This window comes from Streptomyces humidus (assembly GCF_014649655.1).
Taxonomy (GTDB): domain Bacteria; phylum Actinomycetota; class Actinomycetes; order Streptomycetales; family Streptomycetaceae; genus Streptomyces; species Streptomyces humidus.
Genome location: NZ_BMTL01000012.1, coordinates 123,366 through 145,323, shown reverse-complemented (window position 1 = coordinate 145,323; position 21,958 = coordinate 123,366). Strand labels below are relative to the sequence as shown.

The window sequence follows — 21,958 nt, the reverse complement described above, 5'->3', positions numbered from 1 at the left end:
CTCACCGCGCCTGACGCGCGTACGCCCCGAGTGACGCGCGTACGCCCCGTGCCTGACACGCGTCCCGTTCCCGAGCACCCCTCACCCGGCACCCCCCGGAAGGCCGCCCGTGTTCCGCACCGCCCTGCGCAACGTCCTTGCGCACAAAGCCCGCCTGCTGATGACCATGGTCGCCGTTCTGCTCGGCGTCGCCTTCGTCGTGGGCACCCTCGTCTTCACCGACACCGTCGGCAACGCCTACAAGGAGCGCTACCTCACCACCCTGCGCAACGTCTCGGTCCAGGTCACACCGCCGTTCGACCAGGAATCCGGCGAGCCCGGAACCGCGGGGGAGGACACGCTACGGCGCCTGCAACGGCTGCCCGGCGTGGCGTCCGTGACCGGCTCCGTCAAGGGGTTCGCCGCCGTGGCCGCGAAGGACGGCCGCCCCCTCGCCGAGGACAAGGTGTCCATGGCGGGCAACTACTTCCCCCAGGCCGACGGCAAGGACGACCGCCACCCGCTGATCACCGGACGCGCCCCCACCGGGCCCGACGAGGTACTGGTGGACACCAGCACCGCCGACCAGGGCGGCTACAAGGTGGGCGACACCGTCCGGCTGGCCATCGACGGACCGGTGCTGCACAAGAAACTCGTCGGCATCGTCCGCACCGACAACACCTCCGGCTCCGGCGGCACCGCGGTGTTCTTCGACAACGCCACCGCGCAGAATCTGTTGCTGAAGCCGGGTCAGTACGACGGTTTCTCCCTCAACGCCGAGCGCGGCGCCTCCGAGCAGCGGCTCGCGACCGAGGCGCGCGACCTGCTGCCCAAGGACTCCGAGATCAGCACGGGTGCGCAGTTGCGCGAGCAGCAGCGGGCCGAGGCCGCCGAGGGGACGGACGGGCTCGGCCAGGTGCTGCTCGTCTTCGCGGCCATCGCCCTGTTCGTCGGCATCTTCGTCATCGGCAACACCTTCACCATGCTGGTCACCCAGCGTTCGCAGGAGGTGGCCCTGATGCGGGCCGTCGGCGCCGAACGCCGCCAGGTGACCCGCTCCGTCCTCATCGAGGCCGCCCTGCTGGGGCTGAGCGCAGGGGCCGCGGGGTTCCTCCTCGGTATCGGCGTGGCCATGGCCATGCGGCAACTGTTCGCGTCCACCGGATCCGGCGTCCCCGACGGGCCGTTGGTCGTCGCGCCGGGCACCGTGCTGGTCTCGTTCCTGGTGGGTGTCGTCGTCACCATGCTCGCCGCCTGTCTGCCGGCCCGCCGCGCCGCCTCCGTGCCTCCCGTGGCCGCCCTGTCCACGCTCCACACACCCCCGCCTGCCCGCAGTCTCCGCAGGCGCAACGCCCTGGGTGTCGCCCTGATCGTGATCGGTGTGCTCGGCGTGGTGTTCGCGGCGTCCAGCGGCGAGACGGGCCGTACCATCGTCCTCTTCCCGTCCGCCCTGCTGCTCATCGGCATCATCGTGGTGACCCCGGCGCTCTCCGGCCCGGCCATCGCCCTGGCCGGGCCCCTCCTGCGCCGCTTCGGTGTCCCGGGCACGCTTGCCCTGGGCAACGCCCGGCGCAATCCCCGGCGCACCGCCTCCACGGCCTCGGCTCTGATGATCGGGCTGTCCATGGTCACCGGCCTCACGGTGGTCGCGGTATCCGCCACGACATCGCTGCACCAGCGGGCCGAGAACACCGTCACGGCCGACTTCGAGATCTCGTCGAGGAAAAGCGACTACCTGCCCGCGTCGGTCCATGACGCCCTGGCGAAGTCCACGGCCGTGACCTCCTTGAGCCCGCGGCGCCAGAGCGTCGTCCGGATGGGCGACAACGAGCTGAACCTGACCGGTGTGGACGCCCGGAGCATCGGCGACCTCCTCGACCCGAGCTTCGCGTCGGGGTCGCTCGCGGCACTGGGCGCGGGCGGCGGCAAGAACCTGCTGATCGACACCACCACGGCCGACACCTACGGATTGGCCATGGGCCGGCGGGTTCCGGTGGTCTACGGCGACGGCAGCCGGGACACCCTGCGGATCGGCGGCATCTACCACAACGACGAATTCCTGCCGACCACCATGATGCCGCTCGCCACCCTCCAGCCCCATCTGAAGGAGATCGAGGACACCTCGGTCCTGGTGCACACCAAGGACGGCGACGGCGAGACGGTACGGCGGTCCCTGCAGCGCGCCCTCGACCAGAACCCCCTCATCCGGCTGCGGAACACCGACGACCTGGCCGATTCCGCCGGTGGCGGGGCCATCACCCTGCTCCTGAACATGCTGTACGGGCTGCTGGCCATGGCCGTGGTGATCGCCGTCCTGGGAGTCGTCAACACCCTCGCGATGTCCGTGTTCGAGCGCACCCGTGAGATCGGGATGCTGCGCGCGGTGGGGCTCCAGCCCGAGCAGACCAGGCGGATGATTCACCTGGAGTCCGTCCTCATCTCGCTGTTCGGGGCTCTTCTGGGTATCGGCGCGGGCATCTTCCTCGGCTGGGCCGCGGGCAGGATGGTCTCCGACAGCATCCAGGGGTACGAGATGGTCGTCCCCTGGGGTCGCATCGCCGCGGCCCTCGCGGGCGCCGCGCTCGTCGGCGTGGTGGCGGGACTCTGGCCCGCCCGCCGGGCGGCCCGGCTGAACGTCCTCACCGCCCTCAAGGCGGACTGAGACGCGCGGGACGGCTTGGTACCCGGGTGGCGGTCGGACTGGTTCCACCGCCGCCACGCGCGCCGCCCGGCGCATTCCCCCGAGCACTCCCAGCCGACCTGGTTGACCTGCACGACCTGCACGAACTCGTCGAGAGGCGTGCCGGTGAGGGCGTTGAAGCGCAGGATGCCGGCGTTATTGACCAGGCCTCCCCTTTGGTGCGCCCCTACTTCGTCGCCGTCGAGCGGGAGCGGGCCGGGCAGTCGCCGCAGCGAATCGTGCTCGCCCTCGCCACCGACTTCGGCAGCGGCCTCGACCGGCTCGGCCGGAATGCCGTCCGCGCGGAAAGGGTGGTTGCGTGGTGAGGGCGCCGGAGGCGGGCGCCGACCCGGCGCCGGTCGCCGAGTGCGCGCTCGCCGGGCGGCCCGGTCACGAGGACCCGCACCGGCGCTGTCGCCAGACGTCCGACGTACCGCTGCCGGGCGCCACGGGTCTGCTGCTGATGTCCCGCTGCCCGTGCTCCTGCCACGCGCCGGGCACGGGCCGCGAGGCGCGGTGAAGGCCGGGCGCCGGCCGGAGGGCCGGGTGTCCCGGCTGACCATCCGGACCTGTCGGGTCGGCCCCGACGGCGACGAGCCCGACGGTCAGGCACGGGAGCGCACGAGCACGGGCGGACATGACGGCGAGCGGCTGCCGAACGCTCACGACCGGCCCCCGTGCCGCTGTCCCCGCTGCTGGACGGCGCCTACAGCAGCGGCCCCACCTCCGCCCCGAACTCGACTATCTGGTCGACGAGTTCGGTGCGGGTCCGGCAGCGGAACCGGACCTGGATCTGGTCGACGCCCATCTCCCGGTAGGCGCGCAGGGATGCGGCGAGGGCCTGCGGGGAGCCGGTGAGGGTGCGGCGGCCGACGTCCCACCCGGGCGTCCCGACGTACAGGGGCTCGGTGATGGCTCCCACGGTGAACGGTCCCTCGGCTCCGGCCTCGGCGCGCAGCCGGCGGATCCGCTCGATCTGCGCGGGCAGCCGGTCCCTCGGGTCGCCCTGGGGCAGCCAGCCGTCGCCCCTGAGCGCGGCCCGGCGCACGGCGGCCGGGGAGGATCCGCCGACCCAGAGGGGGACGCGCGCCTGCGCGGGGCGGGGCCGCTGGCCGAGCCCCTCGAAGTCGTACGCCTTGCCGTGGTGGGAGGGGAACTCCTGCGGCCCGAGAGCGGCGCGCAGGGCGTCGATCGTCTCGTCCAGGACCGCGCCGCGCCGCTCGAAGTCCGCGCCCAGCGCCTCGAACTCCTCGCGCACGTGTCCCGCGCCGACCCCGAGGACCAGCCGGCCCCCGCTGAGGTGGTCGAGGGTGGCGTACTGCTTGGCCGTCACGAGGGGGTGGCGCAGACCGACGACGGCCACGTGGCTGAGCAGGCGCACGCGGGTCGTCACGGCGGCGACGTGGGCGAGGGTGGCCACCGGGTCGTACCAGACGGTGCTCATGGCGTCGGCGAGCCGGCGCGGGATCGCCACGTGGTCGCAGGCGGCCATGTAGGCGAAGCCGGCCCGGTCGGCGGCGCGGGCGATCTCGACCAGGTCGGCGGGGCCCGCGTCGGCCTCCCAGGGCTCGGCGTAGATCGTCGACTGGGACTGGACCGGGAGCTGGATGCCGTACGCGAGGCTCACCGGGGGCTCCACAGGCCGTCCTCGGTCAGCCCCAGCAGTTCGATGGCGTTGCCCCGCACGATCCGTTCGACCACGTCCGGGGCGAGGTGGCCCATCTGTGCCTCGGCGACCTCCCGCGACTTCGGCCAGGTGGAGTCGGAGTGCGGGTAGTCCGTCTCGTAGAGGACGTTGCCCACGCCCACGGAGTCGAGGTTGCGCAGCCCGAAGGCGTCGTCGAAGAAGCAGCCGTAGACGTGGTCGGCGAACAGCTCGGACGGCGGCCGGTGGACCTTGTCCGCGACGCCGCCCCAGCCGCGGTTCTCCTCCCACACCACGTCGGCACGCTCCAGGATGTAGGGGATCCAGCCGATCTGGCCCTCCGCGTACATCACCTTCAGGTTCGGGAAGCGCTCGAACTTGCCGCTCATCAGCCAGTCGACCATCGAGAAGCAGCAGTTGGCGAAGGTGATGGTGGAGCCGACGGCGGGCGGGGCGTCCTCGGAGGTGGACGGCATGCGGCTGCTGGAGCCGATGTGCATGGCGACGACCGTGCCGGTCTCGTCGCAGGCGGCGAGGAAGGGGTCCCAGTAGTCGGTGTGCACGGAGGGCAGGCCCAGGTGCGGGGGTATCTCGGAGAAGGCGACCGCCCGGACCCCGCGGGCCGCGTTGCGCCTCACCTCGGCCGCGGCCAGTTCGGCGTCCCAGAGCGGGACGAGGGTGAGGGGGATGAGCCGGCCCCGGGCCGCGGGCCCGCACCACTCCTCCACCGTCCAGTCGTTGTAGGCGCGCACGCACAGCAGGCCCAGCTCGCGGTCGGCGGCCTCGGTGAAGGTCTGGCCGCAGAAGCGCGGGAAGGTGGGGAAGCAGACGGCGGACTGGACGTGGTTGACGTCCATGTCGGCGAGCCGGGAGGGGACGTCGTAGGAACCCGGGCGCATCTGCTCGTAGGTGATGACCTCCAGCCTGATCTCGTCCCGGCTGAAGCCGACGGCGGTGTCGAGGCGGGTGAGGGGGCGTCGCAGGTCCTCGTAGACCCACCAGTCGCCGACCGGGCCGTCGTCGCCGGGCTCGCCCATGACGGGTTTGAAGCGTCCGCCGAGGAAGGTCATCTCCTTCAGCGGGGCGCGGACGGTGCGCGGGCCGACGTCGAGGTACTTCTTCGGCAGGCGGTCCTGCCAGACGGTGCTCGGCTCCACGGTGTGGTCGTCGACGGAGATGATGAGCGGCAGCGGTGCGGTGGTCGCCGGGACGGCGGGCGAGGCGGTCGCTGAGGTGTCCATGGGGGCACGGTAGCGCTGATCTGACGACCCGTCAGCAAACCTGCGGCCACCGCCGGTGATCGACTGTGACCGGATGTGCGCACAGCGCGTGTGAAAGGTCGGTGAACTCCGGTGAGCCGCGCTGTGATCGGCGTCTCGCGCAGCTGACGGTCTTGGCGCGGACAGGGCAAACTGGGCGAGTACTTCGGATGCCTAAGGGGAGCCCTGATGGACGACCGCGCAGAGCACGGCGGCCCACGCGTGCCGCAGCAGAGGCGCCCCGGTTCCCCCGGGGAGCCGGCCGCGCTGCGCTTCGATGTGCTCGGCCCGGTGCGCGCCCGGCGCGGCGACGAACAGCTGGCCACCGGGTCCCCCCAGCAACGCGCGCTGCTGGCCGCCCTGTTGCTGCGCGAGGGCCGGACCGCGACGGCCGCCGAGCTGATCGACGCCCTGTGGGGCGAGGACCCGCCCTCGCAGGCGCTGGCGGCGGTGCGGACGTACGCCTCCCGGCTGCGCAAGGCGCTGGACCCGCGCGTCCTGGTGAGCGAGTCGGGCGGGTACGCGGTGCGCGGGCTGGGCCAGGGCGCCCTGGACCTGGCGGTGGCGCAGGAGCACGCGGCCGAGGCGGAGAAGGCGCGGGCGGCCGGTGACCTGGGCCGGGCCCGGGAGGTGCTGAACCGGGCGCTGGGCCTGTGGGACGGTGAGGCCCTGGCCGGCGTCCCCGGCCCCTACGCCGAGGCCCAGCGCGTCCGGCTGGAGGAGTGGCGGCTCGGGCTGCTGGAAGCCCGCCTGGACATGGACCTGGAGCAGGGCTGCCACGCGGAGGCCGTCTCGGAGCTGACGGCGCTGACGGCCGCGTACCCGCTGCGCGAGCGGCTGCGCGAGCTGCTGATGCTGGCGCTGTACCGCAGCGGCCGGCAGGCGGAGGCGCTCGCGGTGTACGCCGACACCCGGCGGCTGCTGGCGGAGGAGCTGGGGGTGGATCCGCGCGCGGGACTGCGCGAGCTCCAGCGCCGCATCCTGCAGGCGGACCCGGAGCTGGCCGAGCCGTCCGCGCCCGCCGAGCAGCCCACGGTGGTGCAGGTCCGCCCCGCCCAACTCCCGGCGACCGTGCCCGACTTCACCGGGCGCTCGTCGTTCGTGCGGGAGCTGGGCGAGGTGCTGGCGGCGGCGTCCGGGCCCGGCGGGGGCGACGGGACGGGCCGGGTGATGGCCGTGTCGGCGCTCGCCGGGATCGGGGGCGTCGGCAAGACGACCCTCGCCGTGCACCTCGCCCACCGGGCCCGCTCCGCCTTCCCCGACGGCCAGTTGTACGTCGACCTCCAGGGGGCGGGGGCGCGGGCGGCCGAGCCGGAGACCGTGCTGGGCTCCTTCCTGCGGGCGCTCGGCACGGCCGACTCGGCGATACCGGACTCCCTGGCGGAACGGGCGGCGCTGTACCGCTCCGTGCTCGACGGGCGACGGGTCCTGGTGCTGCTCGACAACGCGAAGGACGCCGCCCAGGTACGCCCTCTGCTGCCGGGCACGGAGGGCTGCGCGGCGCTGATCACCAGCCGGGTCCGGATGGTCGACCTGGCGGGCGCCCATCTGGTCGACCTGGACGTGATGTCCCCGGACGAGGCGCTCGTCCTGTTCACCCGCATCGTCGGCGAGGAGCGGGTCGCGTCGGAGCGCGAGGCCGCCCTGGACGTGGTGGCGGCCTGCGGCTTCCTGCCGCTGGCCATCCGCATCGCGGCGTCCCGCCTCGCGGCCCGCCGCACCTGGACGGTGTCGGTGCTGGCGGCGAAGCTCGCCGACGAGCGGCGCAGACTGGACGAGCTCCAGGCCGGCGACCTCGCCGTGAAGGCCACGTTCGAGCTCGGCTACGGCGCGCTGGATCCGTCCCAGGCCCGCGCGTTCCGTCTGCTGGGCCTGGCGGACGGCCCCGACATCTCCCTGGCGGCGGCCGCCGCCGTCCTGGACCTGCCGCCGGAGGACGCCGAGGACCTGCTGGAGTCCCTGGTGGACACCTCCCTGCTGGAGTCCGCGGCCCCCGGCCGCTACCGCTTCCACGACCTGGTACGGCTCTACGCGCGTGCATGCGCGGAGCGCGACACCCGGCCCGAGGAGCGGGGGGCCGCGCTGTCACGGCTGCTGGACTTCTACCTGGCGACGACCGCGCAGGTGTACGTGATCGAGCACCCCAGGGACCGGCTGGTGGACGACCTGGAGCCCACGCGCTACCCGGGGCTGCGCTTCACCGAGGCGACGGCCGCCCTCGACTGGCTGTACACGGAGGCGGGTCCGCTGCTGGCCTGCGTCCGGCAGGCGGCGGGCACGGAACGGCTGCGGCAGGCCGTCGACCTGCTGTGGGCGGCCAAGGACCTGACCGAGTCGGGGGCCAACTCGCATCAGTACGAGACCACGGCGCGCGCCACCTGCGAGGCCACCCGGGCGATGGACGACCGGCGGGCGGAGGGCAGGGCCCGGACGGTGCTCAGCGATGTGCTCCTGGTCTCCGGCCGCATCCAGCAGTCGGAGGACGAGGCCCGGGTCGCCATGGAACTCGCGGACCGCGCGCGGGACGCCACCGCCGTGAGCTGGGTGGCCAACAACCGCGGGCTGATCTGTCTGCACCAGGGCCGGTTCGCGGACGGCAAGGTGTTCTTCGACCAGGCTCTCGAAGGCCTGCGGGCGGCGGGCAACCGCCCCTTCGAAGCCACCGCTCTGGGCAACCTGTCCCGCGCGTACCTGGGCATGGGAGAGACGGCCAAGGCGGTCGAGATCGCGCAGCGGGGCCTCGCCGCGCACAGCGAGATCGGCCGGTCGGTGCGCCTGGCCAACAGCCATTTCGCGCTGGGGGTCGCACTGACCCAGGCGGGCCGCCACACGGAGGCGCTCGCCGACTTCGCCGAGGCCCTGCACATCTTCCACGAACACCGGCAGCGGCTGTGGGAGGGCGTGACCAACTTCCGCATCGCCCAGGTGCACCTGGCCGCGGGCCGCCCCGCGCAGGCCGCGCAGCATGCCGAACTGGCCCTCACCCTGGGCTGCATCGGCGGCGACCGGATGCGCGGGAACGTCCTGACCCTGCTGGGACGGGCCCTCGCCGAGCTGTGCCAGGCGGACCGGGCCAGGGCCTGCTGGCGTGAGGCGCTCAGCCTCTACGAGCAGAGCGGCGCACCGGAGGCGGACGACGCCCGCGCGCTCCTCACACCCACCTCCACGGGATGACCGCGCCCGCTCGGGACCGTACCGGCGGCGGCCTTCGGGACCGTACCTGCGGGACGTTCGGGACCGTAACGGCGGGGCGTTCAGCGTTTGTTTATCGCCCTCGTGCACTGTCTGACGAGTCAGACCGTCGCGTCGGGGGGCAGACGGTCCGGCCGGGAGCCCACCGGTTACTGTGCGGCTCCGAGCGCTCGTCCGGAAGCCCTCGGGGGAGGCTTCCGGACGGGCGTTCCTCATTCGTCACAGCAACGGAGGAACCCAGGACCATGAGCGACCAGAACAAGGCCGCGGAAGTCTCGCCGCAGAACAACGCCATGCCGAGCGAGCCGACGGCCCAGGACGAGACGATCACCACGCTGAACAACGCCATGCCCAGCGAGCCGGCCACCGAGGACGATCAGATCGTCGCGCTGAACAACGCGATGCCGGCCCCGCCCGCCCTGGGCCTGGGCGGCAAGTGAGCCACACCCGACGGGGATCGGCCGCGGCGGCGCGGAGGGGGCGCCGCCGCGGCCGAGGCGTGCGGGGGAGCGGGACGGGGCCCGCTCAGGCCACCGTGTACTGCGTGTCCCCGAAGTCCGCGACGACCCGCAGTTCCCCGCCCAGGGCCCGCGCATAGCGGCCTTGTCTCCGGCGACCAGGAGAACGGCGCGACGCACGGTGCGGGCGGGATCACCACCCCCATCACTCCCCCGGGTGACGCCCGCCGAGCCCCCGCAGCTCTCCCTCGACCGCCTTGCCGAGCCCCCTGCGTGACCGGCTGTCTCTGTCGTACCGTGAGCTTGGTACAGCCCATGGAGGAGCAGGATGACCGCGCAGCACATGGAACCCGACGGGCCACTCGTGTCTCGGCCCGAGCGCACCCCCGCGGCCCTTCGCGTCGCTCTGGCCCAGGTGGCCCCTCACCGCCTGCCGGAGATGGAACGCCAGAAGGATGAGGCGATCGCACTCGCTGCCCGCACGGGCAGCCTGGGGCCCATCACCCAGTTCCTCGAGTCGTGGGCCCTCGCGATCGAGATCGCGCGGATCCCGTCGACAGCCTCCCGGCTCCGCGCGGCCGAGTACACGGCGCAGAGCGTCGACCGGGACCGGCCGGCATGGCGCGACGCCATGGACGAGATCCACGCCCTTCACGTCTGGGCGAGGGAGTCGCTCGCCCGTGGCTGACTGGCACTGGGAATACGACCCGGACGAGACTCAGGTCATCGGCGGAGGGACCCCGGCTCCCCCCGCCTTCGTCATCGAGGTGGAGAAGCGGGCAGAGGAGATCGTCCGGGCAGCCGAGGCTCTGCACCTGGACGGAAGCGCCTATCAAGGCGCAGGTGAAGGAGTGCAGACCGCCTACGTGCCCGGCGGCATGTTCCTCTACCTCACCGTCCCCCGGCACGAGTGCGTCTACGTGCTCCAGGTCACCGTGTGGCCCGCCTGACGCATCACGCGGTTCCCGACCCCCTCAGCTCCCCCTTCACCACCTTGCCGCTCGCGTTGCGGGGCAGGGCGGGGACGAACTCCACCGACCTGGGCACCTTGTAGTTCGCCATCTCGCGGCGGGCCCAGGCGATCAGGTCGTCGGCCGTCGACACCGCGCCCGGCCGGCGGACCACGTACGCCCTGCCCACCTCGCCCAGCCGGGGATCGGGGACGCCGATCACGGCGACGTCGGCCACGTCCGGGTGCAGACCGAGGAGCTGCTCTATCTCCGCCGGGTAGGCGTTGAAGCCGCCCACGATGAACATGTCCTTGATGCGGTCGGTGATGCGGAGGTTGCCGGCGGCGTCCAGGACGCCCACGTCGCCGGTGCGCAGCCAGCCGTCCGGGGTCAGCGTCTGCGCCGTGGCCGCCGCGTCCTCGTGGTAGCCGCGCATGACGTTGAAGCCCCGCACGAGCACCTCGCCCGGCGTGCCGGGGGCCGGTTCGCCGCCTCGCTCGTCGACCACCTTCACCTCCGTGCCGGGAATCGCCCGGCCCGAGGTGGTGGCGACGACGTCCGGCTCGTCGCCGCGCCGGCACATCGTGACGATGCCGCTCGCCTCGGACAGGCCGTACGCCGTCAGCACCGTCTCCACGCCGAGTTCGCGCCGCAGCCGTTCCACCAGGCGCAGCGGGACCACCGCCGCGCCCGTCACCACCAGCCGCAGCGCCGAGAGGTCGTACTGGTCGCGGGCGGGGTGGTCCAGGAGGGACTGGTGGAGCGTCGGAGGGCCGGGCAGCACCGAGACGCGTTCCGAGGCCACGTGGGCCAGCACCGCGTCCACGTCGAACACCGGCTGCGGGATCATCGTCGCGCCCCGCATCAGACAGGCGATCACCCCCGCCTTGTAGCCGAAGGTGTGGAAGAAGGGGTTCACGATCAGATAGCGGTCGCCGCGCCGCAGTCCCGCGAGGTCGGTCCAGATCCCGTAGGCCCGCAGAGTCTGCGCGTGCGTGATCACCGCGCCCTTGGGGCGGCCCGTCGTGCCCGAGGTGAAGACGATGTCCGAGGGCTGGTCCCCGCGCACCGCGTCCGCCCGCTCGCGGACCTCCGCCCGCCCCACGCCCTCGCCGCTCGCCAGGAAGTCCTTCCAGGTGCGGAAGTCCGCCGGGGCGTCGTCCGCCAGCACGACCACCTGGTCCAGCTCCGGCAGGCCCCCCAGCGGCCCCGTGCCGGGCCCCTCCCCGGCCGCCCGTCGCAGCGACGCCACGTACGAGGCGCCGAGGAACGTGCCGGTCACGAACAGCAGCCCGGCCCCGCTCCTGCGCAGCACGTCGGCCGCCTCGGCGCCCTTGAAGCGCGTGTTGACCGGCACCAGCACCGCCCCCGCCGACACGGCGCCCAGCGCCGCGACGATCCAGTCGAGCGAGTTCGGCGCCCAGATTCCTACCCGGTCGCCCGGCCGGACCCCGTTCGCCAGGCAGGCCGCCGCCGCACGCTCCACGCGGGCGCCGAGTTCGGCGTACGAGATCCGGGTGCGGCCTTCCACCACCGCCTCGGCGTCGGCGTGCCGCTCGGCCGCCGCGTGTACCAGGCCCGGGATGCTGCCCCACTCCACGTCACCGCGCATCACACGTCTCCCCGCCGGTAGCTGACTACCCGTCAGATTAGCTGTAACCTGACGCACTGTCAGCCGTCATATCGCATCGCGGAGGTGCGCGCAGCGTGACCCTCAAGGACGCCACCGCCATCGTCGGCATCGGCCAGACCCCCTTCGCCAAACACCTCCCCGAGTCCGAGAAGACGCTCGCCTGCCGGGCCGTCCTCGCCGCCCTCGACGACGCGGGCATCGCGCCGGACGAGGTCGACGCGCTCGCCTCCTACACGATGGAGGAGACGGACGAGGTCGAGCTGGCCAAGGCCGTCGGCTTCGGCGACCTCACCTTCTTCAGCAAGGCCGGCTTCGGCGGCGGCGGTTCGTGCGCCACCGTCGCGCACCTCGCCGCCGCGATCGCCGCCGGGCAGGCGACGGTGGGGGTGGCCTGGCGCTCGCGCAAGCGGGGCAGCGGACCGCGCCCGTGGACGAACACCGCCGTCCAGCTGCCCACCCCGGCCCAGTGGACCCGGCCCTTCGGGCTGCTGCGGCCCGCCGACGAGATAGCCATGCTGGCCCGCCGCTACATGCACGAGTACGGCGCGACCCGCGACCACCTCTTCAACGTCGCCCTCGCCTGCCGCAACCGGGCCAACCAGAACCCGGCGGCGATCATGTACGAACGTCCGCTCACCCGCGAGATGTACATGACCGCCCGCTGGATCAGCGAACCCCTCTGCCTCTACGACAACTGCCTGGAGACGGACGGGGCGTTGGCCTGCGTGATCGTCGGCCGGGAACGGGCCCGGGACTGCCGGAGCCGGCCCGTCTACGTGCACTCCGCCGCCCAGGGCCTTCCCGCCCAGCACCACGGCATGGTCAACTACTGGAACGAGGACCCGCTCACCGGACCCGCCTGGACCGCGGCCCGGCACCTGTGGAAGCACGCCGACCTCACCCCCGCCGACGTCGACGTCGCCCAGATCTACGACGCCTTCACCCCGCTCGTGCCGCTCTCCCTGGAGGGCTACGGCTTCTGCGGGCGCGGCGAGGGAGGCGCCTTCACCGAGGGCGGCGCGCTGGAGACCGGAGGGCGGCTGCCGATCAACACCGGCGGGGGCGGGCTGAGCGAGGCCTACGTCCACGGCTTCAACCTGATCAACGAAGGCGTCAAGCAACTGCGCGGGACCAGCACCGCCCAGGTGCCGGACGCCGCGGCCTGTCTCGTCACCGCCGGCGAGGGCGTCCCGACTTCCGCCCTGCTGCTCAGGAACTGAGAGCCCGAGGAGTTGACCCCACGATGCTCACCCCCGTCACCGACCCCGACGGCGCCCCCTTCTGGGAGTACGCCGCCCGGGGCGAGCTCCGCGTCCAGACCTGCGCCGACTGCGGCGAGCCCCGCTTCCCGCCCCGCCCCTGCTGCCCGCACTGCCGGTCCTTCGCGAGCGAGTGGCGGCGCACCTCGGGACGCGGGCGGATCTGGTCCTACGTCGTCCCCCACCCGCCCCTGCTGCCGGAGTACGCGGCGCAGGCCCCCTACAACGTGATCGTCGTCGAGCTGGCCGAGACGCCCCGGATCCGGCTGGTGGGAAACCTGGTGAGCGCACCGGGAGCCGCCCTGGACTCCTTCCCCCCCGACCGGATCCGGATCGGCGCCCGCGTCCAGGTCGTCTTCGACGGCGACGGACTGCCGAGTTGGGTCCTGGAGCGGCCGTGAGCGTGCGCCTCGACGTCGACGAGGACACCGGCGTCGCCGTCGTCACCCTCGCCCGGCCGGAGAGACTCAACGCCATCGACCTCGCCACGGCCGACGAACTGCGCTCCGTCTGGCGGGGGCTGCGCTTCGACGACCGGGTGCGGGCCGCGGTCCTGACCGGCGCGGGAGGGCGGGCGTTCTCCACCGGCATCGACCGGGACGCCGTCGTCCCGCAGCCCGGCTCCCCCTTCATGCAGGACGATCCGCTGCTCACCGTCGGCCCCAAGGCGAACGACCTGTGGAAGCCGGTCGTCGCGGCCGTGGAGGGCATGGCCTGCGGAGGCGCCTTCTACCTGCTCGGGGAGTGCGAGTTCGTCGTCGCGGGCGCCGACGCCGTCTTCTTCGACCCCCACACCACCTACGGGATGGTCAGCGCCTACGAGTCGGTGCTCCTGGCGCAGCGCATGCCCTACGGGGAGGTCGCGCGGATGATGCTGATGGGCACGGCGGAACGGATCTCCGCACGGCGCGCCCACGAGGTCGGCCTGGTCTCCGAAGTCACCGAGGCGGGCGGCGCGTCGGGGGCGGCCGTCGCCTGCGCGGCCGTCGTCGCCGGGTATCCGCCCGCCGGCGTCCAGGGCACGGTGCGGGCCCTGTGGGCGGCGAAGGAGGCGGCCCGCGCGACGGCGTTCGCCCAGGCCCCGCACCTCATCGCGCTGGGGAATCTGCCGGGCGAGGAGCAGGCGGAGTTGTTCGGGAAGCGGTCGGCGTCACGGCCCCGGGTCCGGTGAGAGGACCAGCAAGAACCCGGCTTCCCACAGGTCGGTGATCGCCTTGACCGAGACATGGTTGGCCGCCACCACGGGGAGCCCTGGCCGAACCTGGGGTCGATCACGACGGGGACGGATGGTTGTTCGGCCATGTCGTCAGCAGGTTCCACCGCCGCCGTTGACGAGGCGAAGGTCGACGGGCGGGCCGGCCGACGGTGTTCCGTGGAGCATCGTCTCCCAGGTCCGGCCCAGGGGGTCCCCGCCGAGCAGGGTCGCGATGCTCGGGTAGTACGCGGAGCCCATGTTGCTGACGTCGCTCGACCACTCGAGGAGGAGTTCGTCGTCGAACGGCGCGTGCATGGAGAAGGCACGCTCGATGGCGATCTTGGCTGTGAACACACCGGCAAGAGGATTCGCCCGGGTGCGGTTGAGCGGGGCGAAGCAGGAGCCCTTGGCGCTACGGACGGCCCTGGTCGCGTTGGTGATCCTTCCGGTCAGCTTCCCGTGGACCGGTGACTTGGCGAATTCGATACGGACGGGAAGGGTCTCGCGAAGGGAGTAGTCACCCTGTCGGGTGCGGACACCGATGGCGCCCTCCATGGCCCGCCCGGCGAAGGCGGCACGAAGGACGGCGTTCTCCTCGATGTCCGCGACCGGTTTGATCTTGGTGACGGCGCCCTGGGAGATCACCGCGAGGTAGATCGTGTTCGCGTAGGCGCGGCGGCGGTTTTCGATGTCCGCTTCCAGTTGCCTGGCGACGGCAGCGGAGAGCGGCAGATCGCCGCCGCGGGTGTGGAACTTCGATCCGCCGCCCTTGACAGCTCCGTAGCGCTGTGTGCGGGACGGGTCGCTCGGCAGTCGGATCGGCTTCTTTCCCGCGAACGGTTCCGTGCAGTGCACGATGCCGTTTCGCTGCGTGGAGGCCGCGCAGATACCGGAGAGAGCGTTCGGCGAGGCGCTGTTCCGGTCCGGGTCCGTGGCGGCCATGCTGGTCCCGCATCCGGCGAGCACAAGGGCAGCGAGCGCACCGGCCGCCGCCTGACGGATGACACGGAAGCTTGAGGTCGTGTTCATGGCGGCAAGCTTTCCGGGCCGTACCTGAAAACCTCCTGAGGGGCGTCTTCAGGATTTCTTCAGGTCGCATGGCGGAAACTGAGCGGATGCGCTTGCTTCTGGTCGAGGACGAACAACGACTCGCCGACGTCATCAAGTCCGGACTGGTGGACAAGGGTTTCGCCGTGGACGTGGTCGGTGACGGCGGCGAGGCCGTCTGGATGGCCGGCGAGCACCGGTACGACGCGATCGTGCTGGACGTGATGCTGCCAGGCCTCAACGGCTTCGCCGTGTGCCGGAAGCTGCGCGAAGCCGGCAACTGGACACCGATCATGATGCTGACCGCGATGGACGGTGAACTCGACGAGGTCCAGTCACTGGACAGCGGCGCGGACGACTACCTGGCCAAACCGTTCTCCTTCGCGGTGCTGCTGGCGCGGCTGCGGGCGCTCGTCCGCCGCGGGGCGCAGGAACGGCCCGCCGTCATCGAGGTGGGGGATCTACAGGTGGACCCGGCGGCGGCATGCGCCCGGCGCGGCGGCGTACACATAGCACTGACTCCCAAGGAGTTCGCGGTGCTGCATCTGCTGTGCCGCCGGGCCGGCCAGGTGGTGACCAAAGCGGAACTGCTTCAGCACGCCTGGGACTTCGCCTTCGAGGGCGATCCCAACATCGTCGAGGTCTATATCAGTGCCCTGCGCCGCAAGATCGACGCGCCGTTCGGAGTCCGCACCCTGACGACCGTACGAGGCAGCGGCTATCTTCTGGAACTTCCGTGAACCGGCTGTCGGTGCGGATGCGGGTGACCCTGGCCGCGTCCGTCATGGTCGCCACGGTGCTGACCGCGGCCTCCCTGGTGCTGATCCTCACGCTGCGCGACAGTCTGCAGGGCGGCGTCGCCGACGAGGCCGTCCGAAAGGTCAGGGCCAGTGCCGCGGCGCTCGAGGAGGACCCGCCCGTCGTCGCGGCTCCACCCGGCGGGGTCGGCGGCGCGGAGCCGACACCGGAAAAGAGCGGGAACGGCGCCGACCGGGGCGAGGAGAAGGTGGTCGTGGCCGACGGCTACGCCACCGCCAGCACCGTCGTGGTCACCACCGACGGCCCGGTGACGGTGAAGGCCAGGGTCTCGCTGGCGCCCGTGCGGATGGCCCTCGGCGTGCTTGAGCAGTTGCTCCTGGTGGGTGTCCCGGCGTTGGTGGTGCTGATGGCCGTGATGACATGGCAGTTGATGGGCCGGGTGCTCGCCCCCGTGGAATCGATCAGGGCCACCTTCGCGGACATCACCGCCAAGAACCTCCACCGTCGGGTGCCCGAGCCCGTCACCCGCGACGAGGTGGCACGCCTGGCCCGGACCATGAACGTCACCCTGGGCCAGCTGGAGTCCGCGGTCGAGCGGCACAAGCAGTTCGTCGCCGACGCCGCCCACGAACTGCGCAACCCGGTCGCCACACTGAGCGCCCGACTCGAGTTGGGGATGCCGCAGGCACCCGGCCTCGTCACCGAAGCACTCACCGACGTGGCCCGTATCAAGGAGCTGACCGGTGATCTGCTGCTCCTCGCCCGGCTCGACGCCGGCGAACCACTGACCGGCACCGATGTCGATCTGGCTCAGGTGGCGGCCGAGACCGCCGCACGCCCGGCCCCCGTGAAGATCGCGCTGGAGCTGGAGTCCGACGTCATCGTGACCGGCTCCCGCTCGCACCTGGAACGCATGGTCGCCAACCTCGTCGCCAACGCGGTCCGTCACGCCGCCTCCCAGGTCACCATCCGGGTCACGGCTGACGGGCTCGACGTCATCGACGACGGCCCGGGCATCCCGGCCGCCTCCCGTGAACGGGTGTTCCAGCGCTTCTACCGACTGGACGAGGCCCGGGTACGTGACGCCGGCGGATCGGGACTCGGCCTGGCCATCGCCCGCGACATCGCCACCGCCCACGGAGGCACCCTGGCGGTCCAGGACACACCGCACGGTGCGCACCTGTCGTTCCGCATCACCACGCCGGACGGACCGAACAGCCCGACCGGCCGGCCCGCAGACAGAAGGATCCGATCCGGCCGGACCGGGGCGACGCGGAGGTAATGGTTGTTCTCCCCGACAGTGTCACATCAGTGTTTGCAGACGGCTGCCGCCCGCCCGTTGAGTCACCCGCCTGCCGGCGCGACAGCGGCACTGCGCGTTGCTCGGCGGGCCAGTCCTTCGGCCGGGTTTCCTGTGAGAACTCCGTCCGAGGTTCACCATGTGGAACCTTCCCCGGTTCTTTCGGCGGAAGACCCGGACAGCCATCTCCATGTGATAGCCGCTCTGGAAAGACTCCAGGAAGTGGGTCCGGCGCTCCGCCGCCCGACGGTCGGCGCGATCGAGAAGAGTCGCTACCGGAACATGCGGGAACTGCGCCCACGCAACGGCGGGACCGTGAGTATCCGCATGCTCTTCGTCTTCGACCCGGAGCGGCGAGCCATCTTCCTGGTGGCCGGCAACAAAGCAGCCGGTCGGCAGTGGGCAGCTTGGTATCCCAAGGCCGTCAAGGAAGCGGACGACAAGTACGCGGCTTACCTTGAGGGACTGGAGCAGGAGAAGAAGGAAGGGCAGAGCAGATGAAACTCGGCACCATGGCCGACCTGACGGCCGACATCACCTCCGAGAAGCGCGAGCGCATCGACACCATCAAGGCGGAGATGGTCGACGCCGAGCGTGGCCATGAACTGGCCGCCCTCCGCAAGGCGCAAGGCTTCACCCAGGTACAGGTCGCCCAGGCCATGGGGGTCACTCAGGGACGGATCAGCCAGATCGAGCGGGGCCTCGCCCGCCTGGACACCTCGACCATGGCCGCATACCTGCACGCGATCGGCGGCGAGCTGACCATAACAGCCACCGTTGGGAACCTTTCCGTGAGGCTGTGAGGCAGTTCCTTCGAGAGGGGCGCCCATGACCGGTCGAGGCCGTGAGTGATCCATTCCTCGTCGGGCACGTCCTGTCCGTCGTCGGGGAAGACATCGCCGATGCGGTGAACCGTCCAGCCGCACGCCCTCAGCCCTTCCGCCACGCGACGCCCGAGATTGCGGTCGAGGAAGAACTCAGGCGACAAGGCTCACCACTGCCTGGCAGAGGGCGTCCACCTGCTCAGGCGTCATGGCGTAGTCGTACGCGATGTCCTCGACGCTCTCCCCGGCCTCCCACAGGTCGGTGATCGCCTTGACCGAGACATGGTTGGCCGCCACCACGGGGAGCCCTGGCCGAACCTGGGGCTGCTCCTCGCCCGGCTCGACGCCGGCGAACCACTGATCGGCACCGATGTCGATCTGGCTCAGGCGGCGGCCGAGACCGCCGCACGCCCGGCCCCGCCGGCGTCCAGGGCACGGTGCGGGCCCTGTGGGCGGCGAAGGAGGCGGCCCGCGCGACGGCGTTCGCCCAGGCCCCGCACCTCATCGCCCTGGGGAATCTGCCGGGCGAGGAGCACAGGCGGAGTTGTTCGGGAAGCGGTCGGGGGGAGAAGCCCCGGGTCCGGTGAGCGGATTCCGGATGAAGCGCGCAGGTCGGCGGTGGATATATATAATCGATGTTGCTCTTGAATAAAGGAGTCCAGTATGAGTGTGACGACGATCGATCTTGATGACGACGCCCTGGAGAAGGCCATGCGCGTCGCCGGCGGCGGCACCAAGAAGGACGTGGTCAATGCCGCCCTCCGCGAGTACGCCGAACGCCATGAGCGGGCAGCGCTCGTGGCCAAGCACTTCCGCGCCGCCCAGCAGTGGGACTATGACGGCTGGCAGCGACACCGCGCCGAGGACAAGCAGGGCGGCGCGTGATCCACTACCTGCTCGACTCCTCGGGCCTGTGGCGCCTGCTGCGTGAGGAGCAGCTGAGGGACGCGTGGCTGGAGACCACCACGCTCCAGGCCATCGGCTCGTGCGCCGCCCAGCGAGCCGAGTTCCGGCGCTCGGCCCGCAACGCCGTGGAGTACGAGGCCATGGGGCAGATGTTCGCCGATCTCTACCCTGACGTGCCGCTGCCGAAGCGGTTGTGGGACTGGGTCGACGCGGCCCAGCACACGCTCGCCGAGCGAGGAGCCCTCGGCGCGGCCGGTCCACTCGACCTGATGATCTGTGCCACCGCCGCGCACCACGGCCTGGTCGTCCTGCATGACGACGCCGATTTCGTCACTGTCGCGCGGTTCCTGCCCGATGTCGCCGAGCGGAACGTACGCAGCGTTCCGGGCTTCTGAGGATCCGCTGACCACTGTGGGTCATCACGCGCTCCCGCCGGTTGCCGCTTGTCCAGGGCCGCCCCCGCCCGGGCGCCAAAGGCGCGCTTTCCCCCGGTTCTTTCAGGAGGCCGGCGGCCCGCCGGACCCTCGTGGACAAGGGTCCGGTGAGCCCGGAACGCGGTCGGCGGCCGGTCGTCTCAGGTACGGGGGCGTCCCGCCTTCAACTGGTCTATGAAGGCCGTCCAGGGGGCTGCCCCGAAGCACAGCGCCGGACCCTGCGGGGCCTTGCTGTCACGGACCGGGACGACGGCCCGGAACCCGTCGGCCACCTCCACGCAGTCGCCGCCCGCTTGATTGCTGTAGCTGCTCCTGCGCCAGGCGACGCCGTTCGGATCGGGACGGGAGATTCGCGCCACGGTAGTTGCCCTCCAACGTGGACCGGATCATGTCCAGTGACATGATCGGGGGCAGGGCTGCCGCCCGCAGCCGATCGTAAATCACCTTGTAGCGGCTGACATCGGCTGGTGCTTCGATGAGTTGGCCATAGTCCGCACCCTCTGTGTAGGCCACTTCCGAGCCGTCCGGCAGAGTCAGAACCGTCAGCGAGCCGCCCATCGCCTCGTGCCCGCCTTGATCGAACGGCAGTACCTGCACGGTGATGTGACGAGCCGCGGCCGCGTCGAGCAGCCGCGCCAACTGCTTCCGCATCACGGCGTCGCCGCCGATCGGACGTCTCAGCACCGCCTCGTCGAGGATCACCCACAGCTCCGGCCTGTCGGGCGAGTTCAGCCGCTCCTGCCGTCCCATACGAGCCGTGACGCGCTCCTCCAACTGCTCCTCGCCGTCCAACAGAGCGTCCAGGCTGAGCACCGCCCGCGCATAGTCCTCCGTCTGCAACAGGCCCGGCACCACGTGCGCCGCGTACTGCCTGATGGCGACCGCCCGCGCCGAGTACTCCATGAACTTGCGCGACCAGTCCGGGAACGCCTCCCGGTACACGTACGGCCACAGCTCCACGAGCAGGTCGTCCGCGCCGAGGACCGTGTCCAGCGCACGCGCCAGGTCCAGCGTCGGCTTCGCGCCGGACGCCCGCTCGATCTGGGTGATCCGTGTGCTCACCACGTGGGTCCGGTCGCCGAGTTCGGCCTGGGTCAGGCCCGCCGCCGTACGGAGCCTGCGCACCCGTGCGCCGAAGAGGGCCGCCATCGACACGCTGGGATCAATTCCGTTGGCCAAAGCGTCACGTCCGTTCCTTACGGGGTGAAAAGTAATGCCGTGTCACCTGTCGAGCGTAGGGCGATCGGCCGACTCTTGAGAACGGAACGTGACGACTCGTGCACACCTCGAGACGTCCCGGGTTCGGCAGAGGACACGGAAGACAAGGACGGACGAGCCGTGCTGACAGGAACGACCGCTTCGGACCACGCGCCGAGGGAACTCCCCTCGTTCGCCGAGCAGTTCGCCTCCACGCCGCGAGGCGCCCGGCTCGCCCGGTGGTTCGCCGTACGGCGCATGGAGGAGTGGGGTCACCCGTCGGCCTCGGACGCGTCCTGCGCGGTCGCCCTCGTGGTCGGCGAACTCGCGGCGAACGCGGCGCTCCACGGGCGGCTCCCCGGACGGGACTTCGGCCTCCGGCTCGCCTTCGACGCGGCCGCGGGGCTGGTGCGTGTCGAGGTCGCGGACGCCGCCGCCGCGAAGCGGCCGCCCGCCGTCCCGCCCGCCGTCCCGCCCGCCGTCCCGCCCTCCGCGTGTCCGGAGGGCGAGTCCGGCCGGGGGCTGCTCCTGGTGGCCGCGCTGGCCGTGCGGTGGGGGACGGCTCCCCGCCTGCCCGTCGGCAAGACGGTGTGGGCGGAGGTGTCCGTGACGGAGGCGTCCGCGACGGAGGCAGCGGCCCGGTGAGAGGCGGGCGGTCAGTTCGCCGGTGCGTACGGTTCCGCGGCGCAGTGGTCGACCTTCGCCTCGACGCCGGGGGCGGACAGACCGACCTTGACCGTCTCCGTGCCGTTCCCGGCGACGTACGCGTCCTCGGTCCGCTCCTCCACCTCGCCGGAACCGGCGTCGAGGAAGGCGACCGTGACGGTGAAGGAGGCGCTGGTCGCGTTCGGGTTGGTGACTTCGACGGTGGCGTAGGCCCTGCTCGGGCTCGCGCAGTCGATCAGCCGGACCGTGGCGTCCTGGAGGGTCGACGAGCCGGAGCCGCCGCCCGTGTCGTCGTCATCGTCGTCCTGGCGGTCGTAGTCGTGGTACCGCGATCCGGAGGCGCCGCCGCTCGACGACGAGCTGTCGTGGTCCTGACCGGAGCTGCTGCATCCGCCGTCCCCACCGCTGTGGCTGCTGCCGTGGCCGTGGCCTCTTCCCGTCGAGAAGCCGGTCAGCGCCAGGACGACGCACGTCGCCACCGCTGCGAACCTGAGTCTCTGCCCCCGTCGATCCATACGGACAGGTTAGACACCGCCTGTCACGGCCATGTCACCGCGGGGCGACCGGGCCGTCCC

At 71.8% G+C, this 21,958-nt stretch carries 24 protein-coding genes and 2 pseudogenes; 16 read left to right on the top strand and 10 right to left on the bottom strand.

Annotated elements, in window-relative coordinates:
• Window positions 1-109: 109 nt before the first annotated feature.
• Complete coding sequence (locus tag IE239_RS16425; RefSeq protein WP_190150058.1) at window positions 110-2,641, top strand: ABC transporter permease; 2,532 nt, start codon at window positions 110-112, stop codon at window positions 2,639-2,641.
• A 92-nt stretch (window positions 2,642-2,733) separates the two neighbouring features.
• Here the strand turns inward: IE239_RS16425 and IE239_RS42110 are convergent.
• Window positions 2,734-2,829 (bottom strand): annotated as a pseudogene (locus tag IE239_RS42110) (short-chain dehydrogenase); the annotation flags it as partial.
• 149 nt (window positions 2,830-2,978) lie between these two features.
• On the opposite strand from IE239_RS42110, the gene IE239_RS16415 reads away from it, so the two are divergent.
• Complete coding sequence (locus IE239_RS16415) at window positions 2,979-3,179, top strand: hypothetical protein (protein WP_229878121.1); 201 nt, start codon at window positions 2,979-2,981, stop codon at window positions 3,177-3,179.
• A gap of 186 nt (window positions 3,180-3,365) precedes the next feature.
• On the opposite strand, the gene IE239_RS16410 is transcribed toward IE239_RS16415, so the two are convergent.
• Entirely contained in the window at window positions 3,366-4,286 is a 921-nt protein-coding gene (locus IE239_RS16410) for an LLM class F420-dependent oxidoreductase (RefSeq protein WP_190150056.1), read from the bottom strand.
• The gene (locus IE239_RS16405) at window positions 4,283-5,545 is read right to left on the bottom strand and encodes an amidohydrolase family protein (protein ID WP_190150055.1); all 1,263 of its coding nucleotides are present in this window, start codon (window positions 5,543-5,545) and stop codon (window positions 4,283-4,285) included. Before IE239_RS16405 ends, IE239_RS16410 begins: the two co-directional genes overlap by 4 nt.
• A 207-nt stretch (window positions 5,546-5,752) precedes the next feature.
• On the opposite strand from IE239_RS16405, the gene afsR reads away from it, so the two are divergent.
• The 4 genes from afsR to IE239_RS16385 all read left to right on the top strand — a co-directional run bounded on the left by afsR (window position 5,753) and on the right by IE239_RS16385 (window position 10,163).
• Window positions 5,753-8,737 (top strand): SARP-family global regulator AfsR, encoded by a 2,985-nt coding sequence (gene afsR, locus IE239_RS16400; RefSeq protein WP_190150054.1) that lies wholly within the window; start codon window positions 5,753-5,755, stop codon window positions 8,735-8,737.
• Between the two features lie 263 nt (window positions 8,738-9,000).
• Window positions 9,001-9,195 (top strand): regulatory protein AfsS, encoded by a 195-nt coding sequence (gene afsS, locus IE239_RS16395; protein WP_190150053.1) that lies wholly within the window; start codon window positions 9,001-9,003, stop codon window positions 9,193-9,195.
• A 346-nt stretch (window positions 9,196-9,541) separates the two neighbouring features.
• A complete protein-coding gene (locus IE239_RS16390) occupies window positions 9,542-9,901 on the top strand; it encodes a hypothetical protein (protein ID WP_190150052.1) in 360 nt (119 codons plus the stop codon).
• On the top strand, window positions 9,894-10,163 hold the full coding sequence (locus IE239_RS16385; RefSeq protein WP_229878120.1) for a hypothetical protein: 270 nt from the start codon (window positions 9,894-9,896) through the stop codon (window positions 10,161-10,163). Before IE239_RS16390 ends, IE239_RS16385 begins: the two co-directional genes overlap by 8 nt.
• Window positions 10,164-10,167: 4 nt before the next feature.
• Here the strand turns inward: IE239_RS16385 and IE239_RS16380 are convergent, their stop codons facing one another.
• Window positions 10,168-11,775 (bottom strand): FadD3 family acyl-CoA ligase, encoded by a 1,608-nt coding sequence (locus IE239_RS16380; RefSeq protein ID WP_190150051.1) that lies wholly within the window; start codon window positions 11,773-11,775, stop codon window positions 10,168-10,170.
• Between the two features lie 95 nt (window positions 11,776-11,870).
• Between IE239_RS16380 and IE239_RS16375 the strand changes: the two genes are divergently transcribed.
• From IE239_RS16375 to IE239_RS16365, 3 genes are read left to right on the top strand one after another with little or no spacing between them, the layout of a single operon-like run.
• The gene (locus IE239_RS16375) at window positions 11,871-13,016 is read left to right on the top strand and encodes a lipid-transfer protein (protein WP_190150050.1); all 1,146 of its coding nucleotides are present in this window, start codon (window positions 11,871-11,873) and stop codon (window positions 13,014-13,016) included.
• A gap of 23 nt (window positions 13,017-13,039) precedes the next feature.
• Complete coding sequence (locus tag IE239_RS42965) at window positions 13,040-13,456, top strand: Zn-ribbon domain-containing OB-fold protein (RefSeq protein ID WP_190150049.1); 417 nt, start codon at window positions 13,040-13,042, stop codon at window positions 13,454-13,456.
• Entirely contained in the window at window positions 13,453-14,226 is a 774-nt protein-coding gene (locus tag IE239_RS16365; protein ID WP_190150048.1) for an enoyl-CoA hydratase/isomerase family protein, read from the top strand. Before IE239_RS42965 ends, IE239_RS16365 begins: the two co-directional genes overlap by 4 nt.
• Before the next feature lie 135 nt (window positions 14,227-14,361).
• Here IE239_RS16365 and IE239_RS16360 read toward each other — a convergent pair whose 3' ends face one another.
• Window positions 14,362-15,279 carry a hypothetical protein gene (locus IE239_RS16360; RefSeq protein WP_190150047.1) on the bottom strand — a complete coding sequence of 306 codons (918 nt, stop codon included), beginning with the start codon at window positions 15,277-15,279 and terminating at the stop codon, window positions 14,362-14,364.
• An 86-nt stretch (window positions 15,280-15,365) separates the two neighbouring features.
• On the opposite strand from IE239_RS16360, the gene IE239_RS16355 reads away from it, so the two are divergent.
• The 4 genes from IE239_RS16355 to IE239_RS16340 all read left to right on the top strand — a co-directional run bounded on the left by IE239_RS16355 (window position 15,366) and on the right by IE239_RS16340 (window position 18,159).
• Window positions 15,366-16,037 (top strand): response regulator transcription factor, encoded by a 672-nt coding sequence (locus IE239_RS16355; protein WP_190150046.1) that lies wholly within the window; start codon window positions 15,366-15,368, stop codon window positions 16,035-16,037.
• The gene (locus IE239_RS16350; RefSeq protein ID WP_229878119.1) at window positions 16,034-17,338 is read left to right on the top strand and encodes a sensor histidine kinase; all 1,305 of its coding nucleotides are present in this window, start codon (window positions 16,034-16,036) and stop codon (window positions 17,336-17,338) included. Before IE239_RS16355 ends, IE239_RS16350 begins: the two co-directional genes overlap by 4 nt.
• A 159-nt stretch (window positions 17,339-17,497) precedes the next feature.
• Window positions 17,498-17,857, top strand: a complete 360-nt coding sequence (locus tag IE239_RS16345; RefSeq protein ID WP_229878118.1) for a type II toxin-antitoxin system RelE/ParE family toxin — start codon at window positions 17,498-17,500, stop codon at window positions 17,855-17,857.
• Complete coding sequence (locus IE239_RS16340) at window positions 17,854-18,159, top strand: helix-turn-helix domain-containing protein (RefSeq protein WP_190150045.1); 306 nt, start codon at window positions 17,854-17,856, stop codon at window positions 18,157-18,159. The genes IE239_RS16345 and IE239_RS16340 overlap by 4 nt, the downstream gene beginning before the upstream one ends.
• A 65-nt stretch (window positions 18,160-18,224) precedes the next feature.
• Here IE239_RS16340 and IE239_RS42095 read toward each other — a convergent pair.
• Together IE239_RS42095 and IE239_RS16330 are read right to left on the bottom strand one after the other, a co-directional pair.
• Window positions 18,225-18,302 (bottom strand): annotated as a pseudogene (locus IE239_RS42095) (toxin-antitoxin system, toxin component, PIN family protein); the annotation flags it as partial.
• A 31-nt stretch (window positions 18,303-18,333) separates the two neighbouring features.
• On the bottom strand, window positions 18,334-18,480 hold the full coding sequence (locus IE239_RS16330; RefSeq protein WP_229878117.1) for a DUF433 domain-containing protein: 147 nt from the start codon (window positions 18,478-18,480) through the stop codon (window positions 18,334-18,336).
• Between the two features lie 363 nt (window positions 18,481-18,843).
• On the opposite strand from IE239_RS16330, the gene IE239_RS16325 reads away from it, so the two are divergent.
• Window positions 18,844-19,065 carry a type II toxin-antitoxin system VapB family antitoxin gene (locus IE239_RS16325; RefSeq protein WP_190150044.1) on the top strand — a complete coding sequence of 74 codons (222 nt, stop codon included), beginning with the start codon at window positions 18,844-18,846 and terminating at the stop codon, window positions 19,063-19,065.
• Window positions 19,062-19,481: a PIN domain-containing protein gene (locus IE239_RS16320; RefSeq protein ID WP_190150043.1), complete on the top strand. Its 420-nt coding sequence runs from the start codon at window positions 19,062-19,064 to the stop codon at window positions 19,479-19,481. The genes IE239_RS16325 and IE239_RS16320 overlap by 4 nt, the downstream gene beginning before the upstream one ends.
• Before the next feature lie 179 nt (window positions 19,482-19,660).
• Here the strand turns inward: IE239_RS16320 and IE239_RS42085 are convergent, their stop codons facing one another.
• Window positions 19,661-19,792, bottom strand: coding sequence for a DUF397 domain-containing protein (locus tag IE239_RS42085; protein ID WP_229878116.1), 132 nt, complete (start codon window positions 19,790-19,792; stop codon window positions 19,661-19,663).
• Window positions 19,755-20,669, bottom strand: coding sequence for a helix-turn-helix domain-containing protein (locus IE239_RS16315; RefSeq protein ID WP_190150126.1), 915 nt, complete (start codon window positions 20,667-20,669; stop codon window positions 19,755-19,757). The genes IE239_RS42085 and IE239_RS16315 overlap by 38 nt, the downstream gene beginning before the upstream one ends.
• 189 nt (window positions 20,670-20,858) lie before the next feature.
• Here IE239_RS16315 and IE239_RS16310 point away from each other — a divergent pair, with 189 nt between their 5' ends.
• Window positions 20,859-21,362, top strand: coding sequence for an ATP-binding protein (locus IE239_RS16310; protein WP_229878115.1), 504 nt, complete (start codon window positions 20,859-20,861; stop codon window positions 21,360-21,362).
• Window positions 21,363-21,373: 11 nt separating this feature from the next.
• On the opposite strand, the gene IE239_RS16305 is transcribed toward IE239_RS16310, so the two are convergent.
• Entirely contained in the window at window positions 21,374-21,862 is a 489-nt protein-coding gene (locus tag IE239_RS16305) for a hypothetical protein (RefSeq protein ID WP_229878114.1), read from the bottom strand.
• Between the last annotated feature and the right edge of the window lie 96 nt (window positions 21,863-21,958).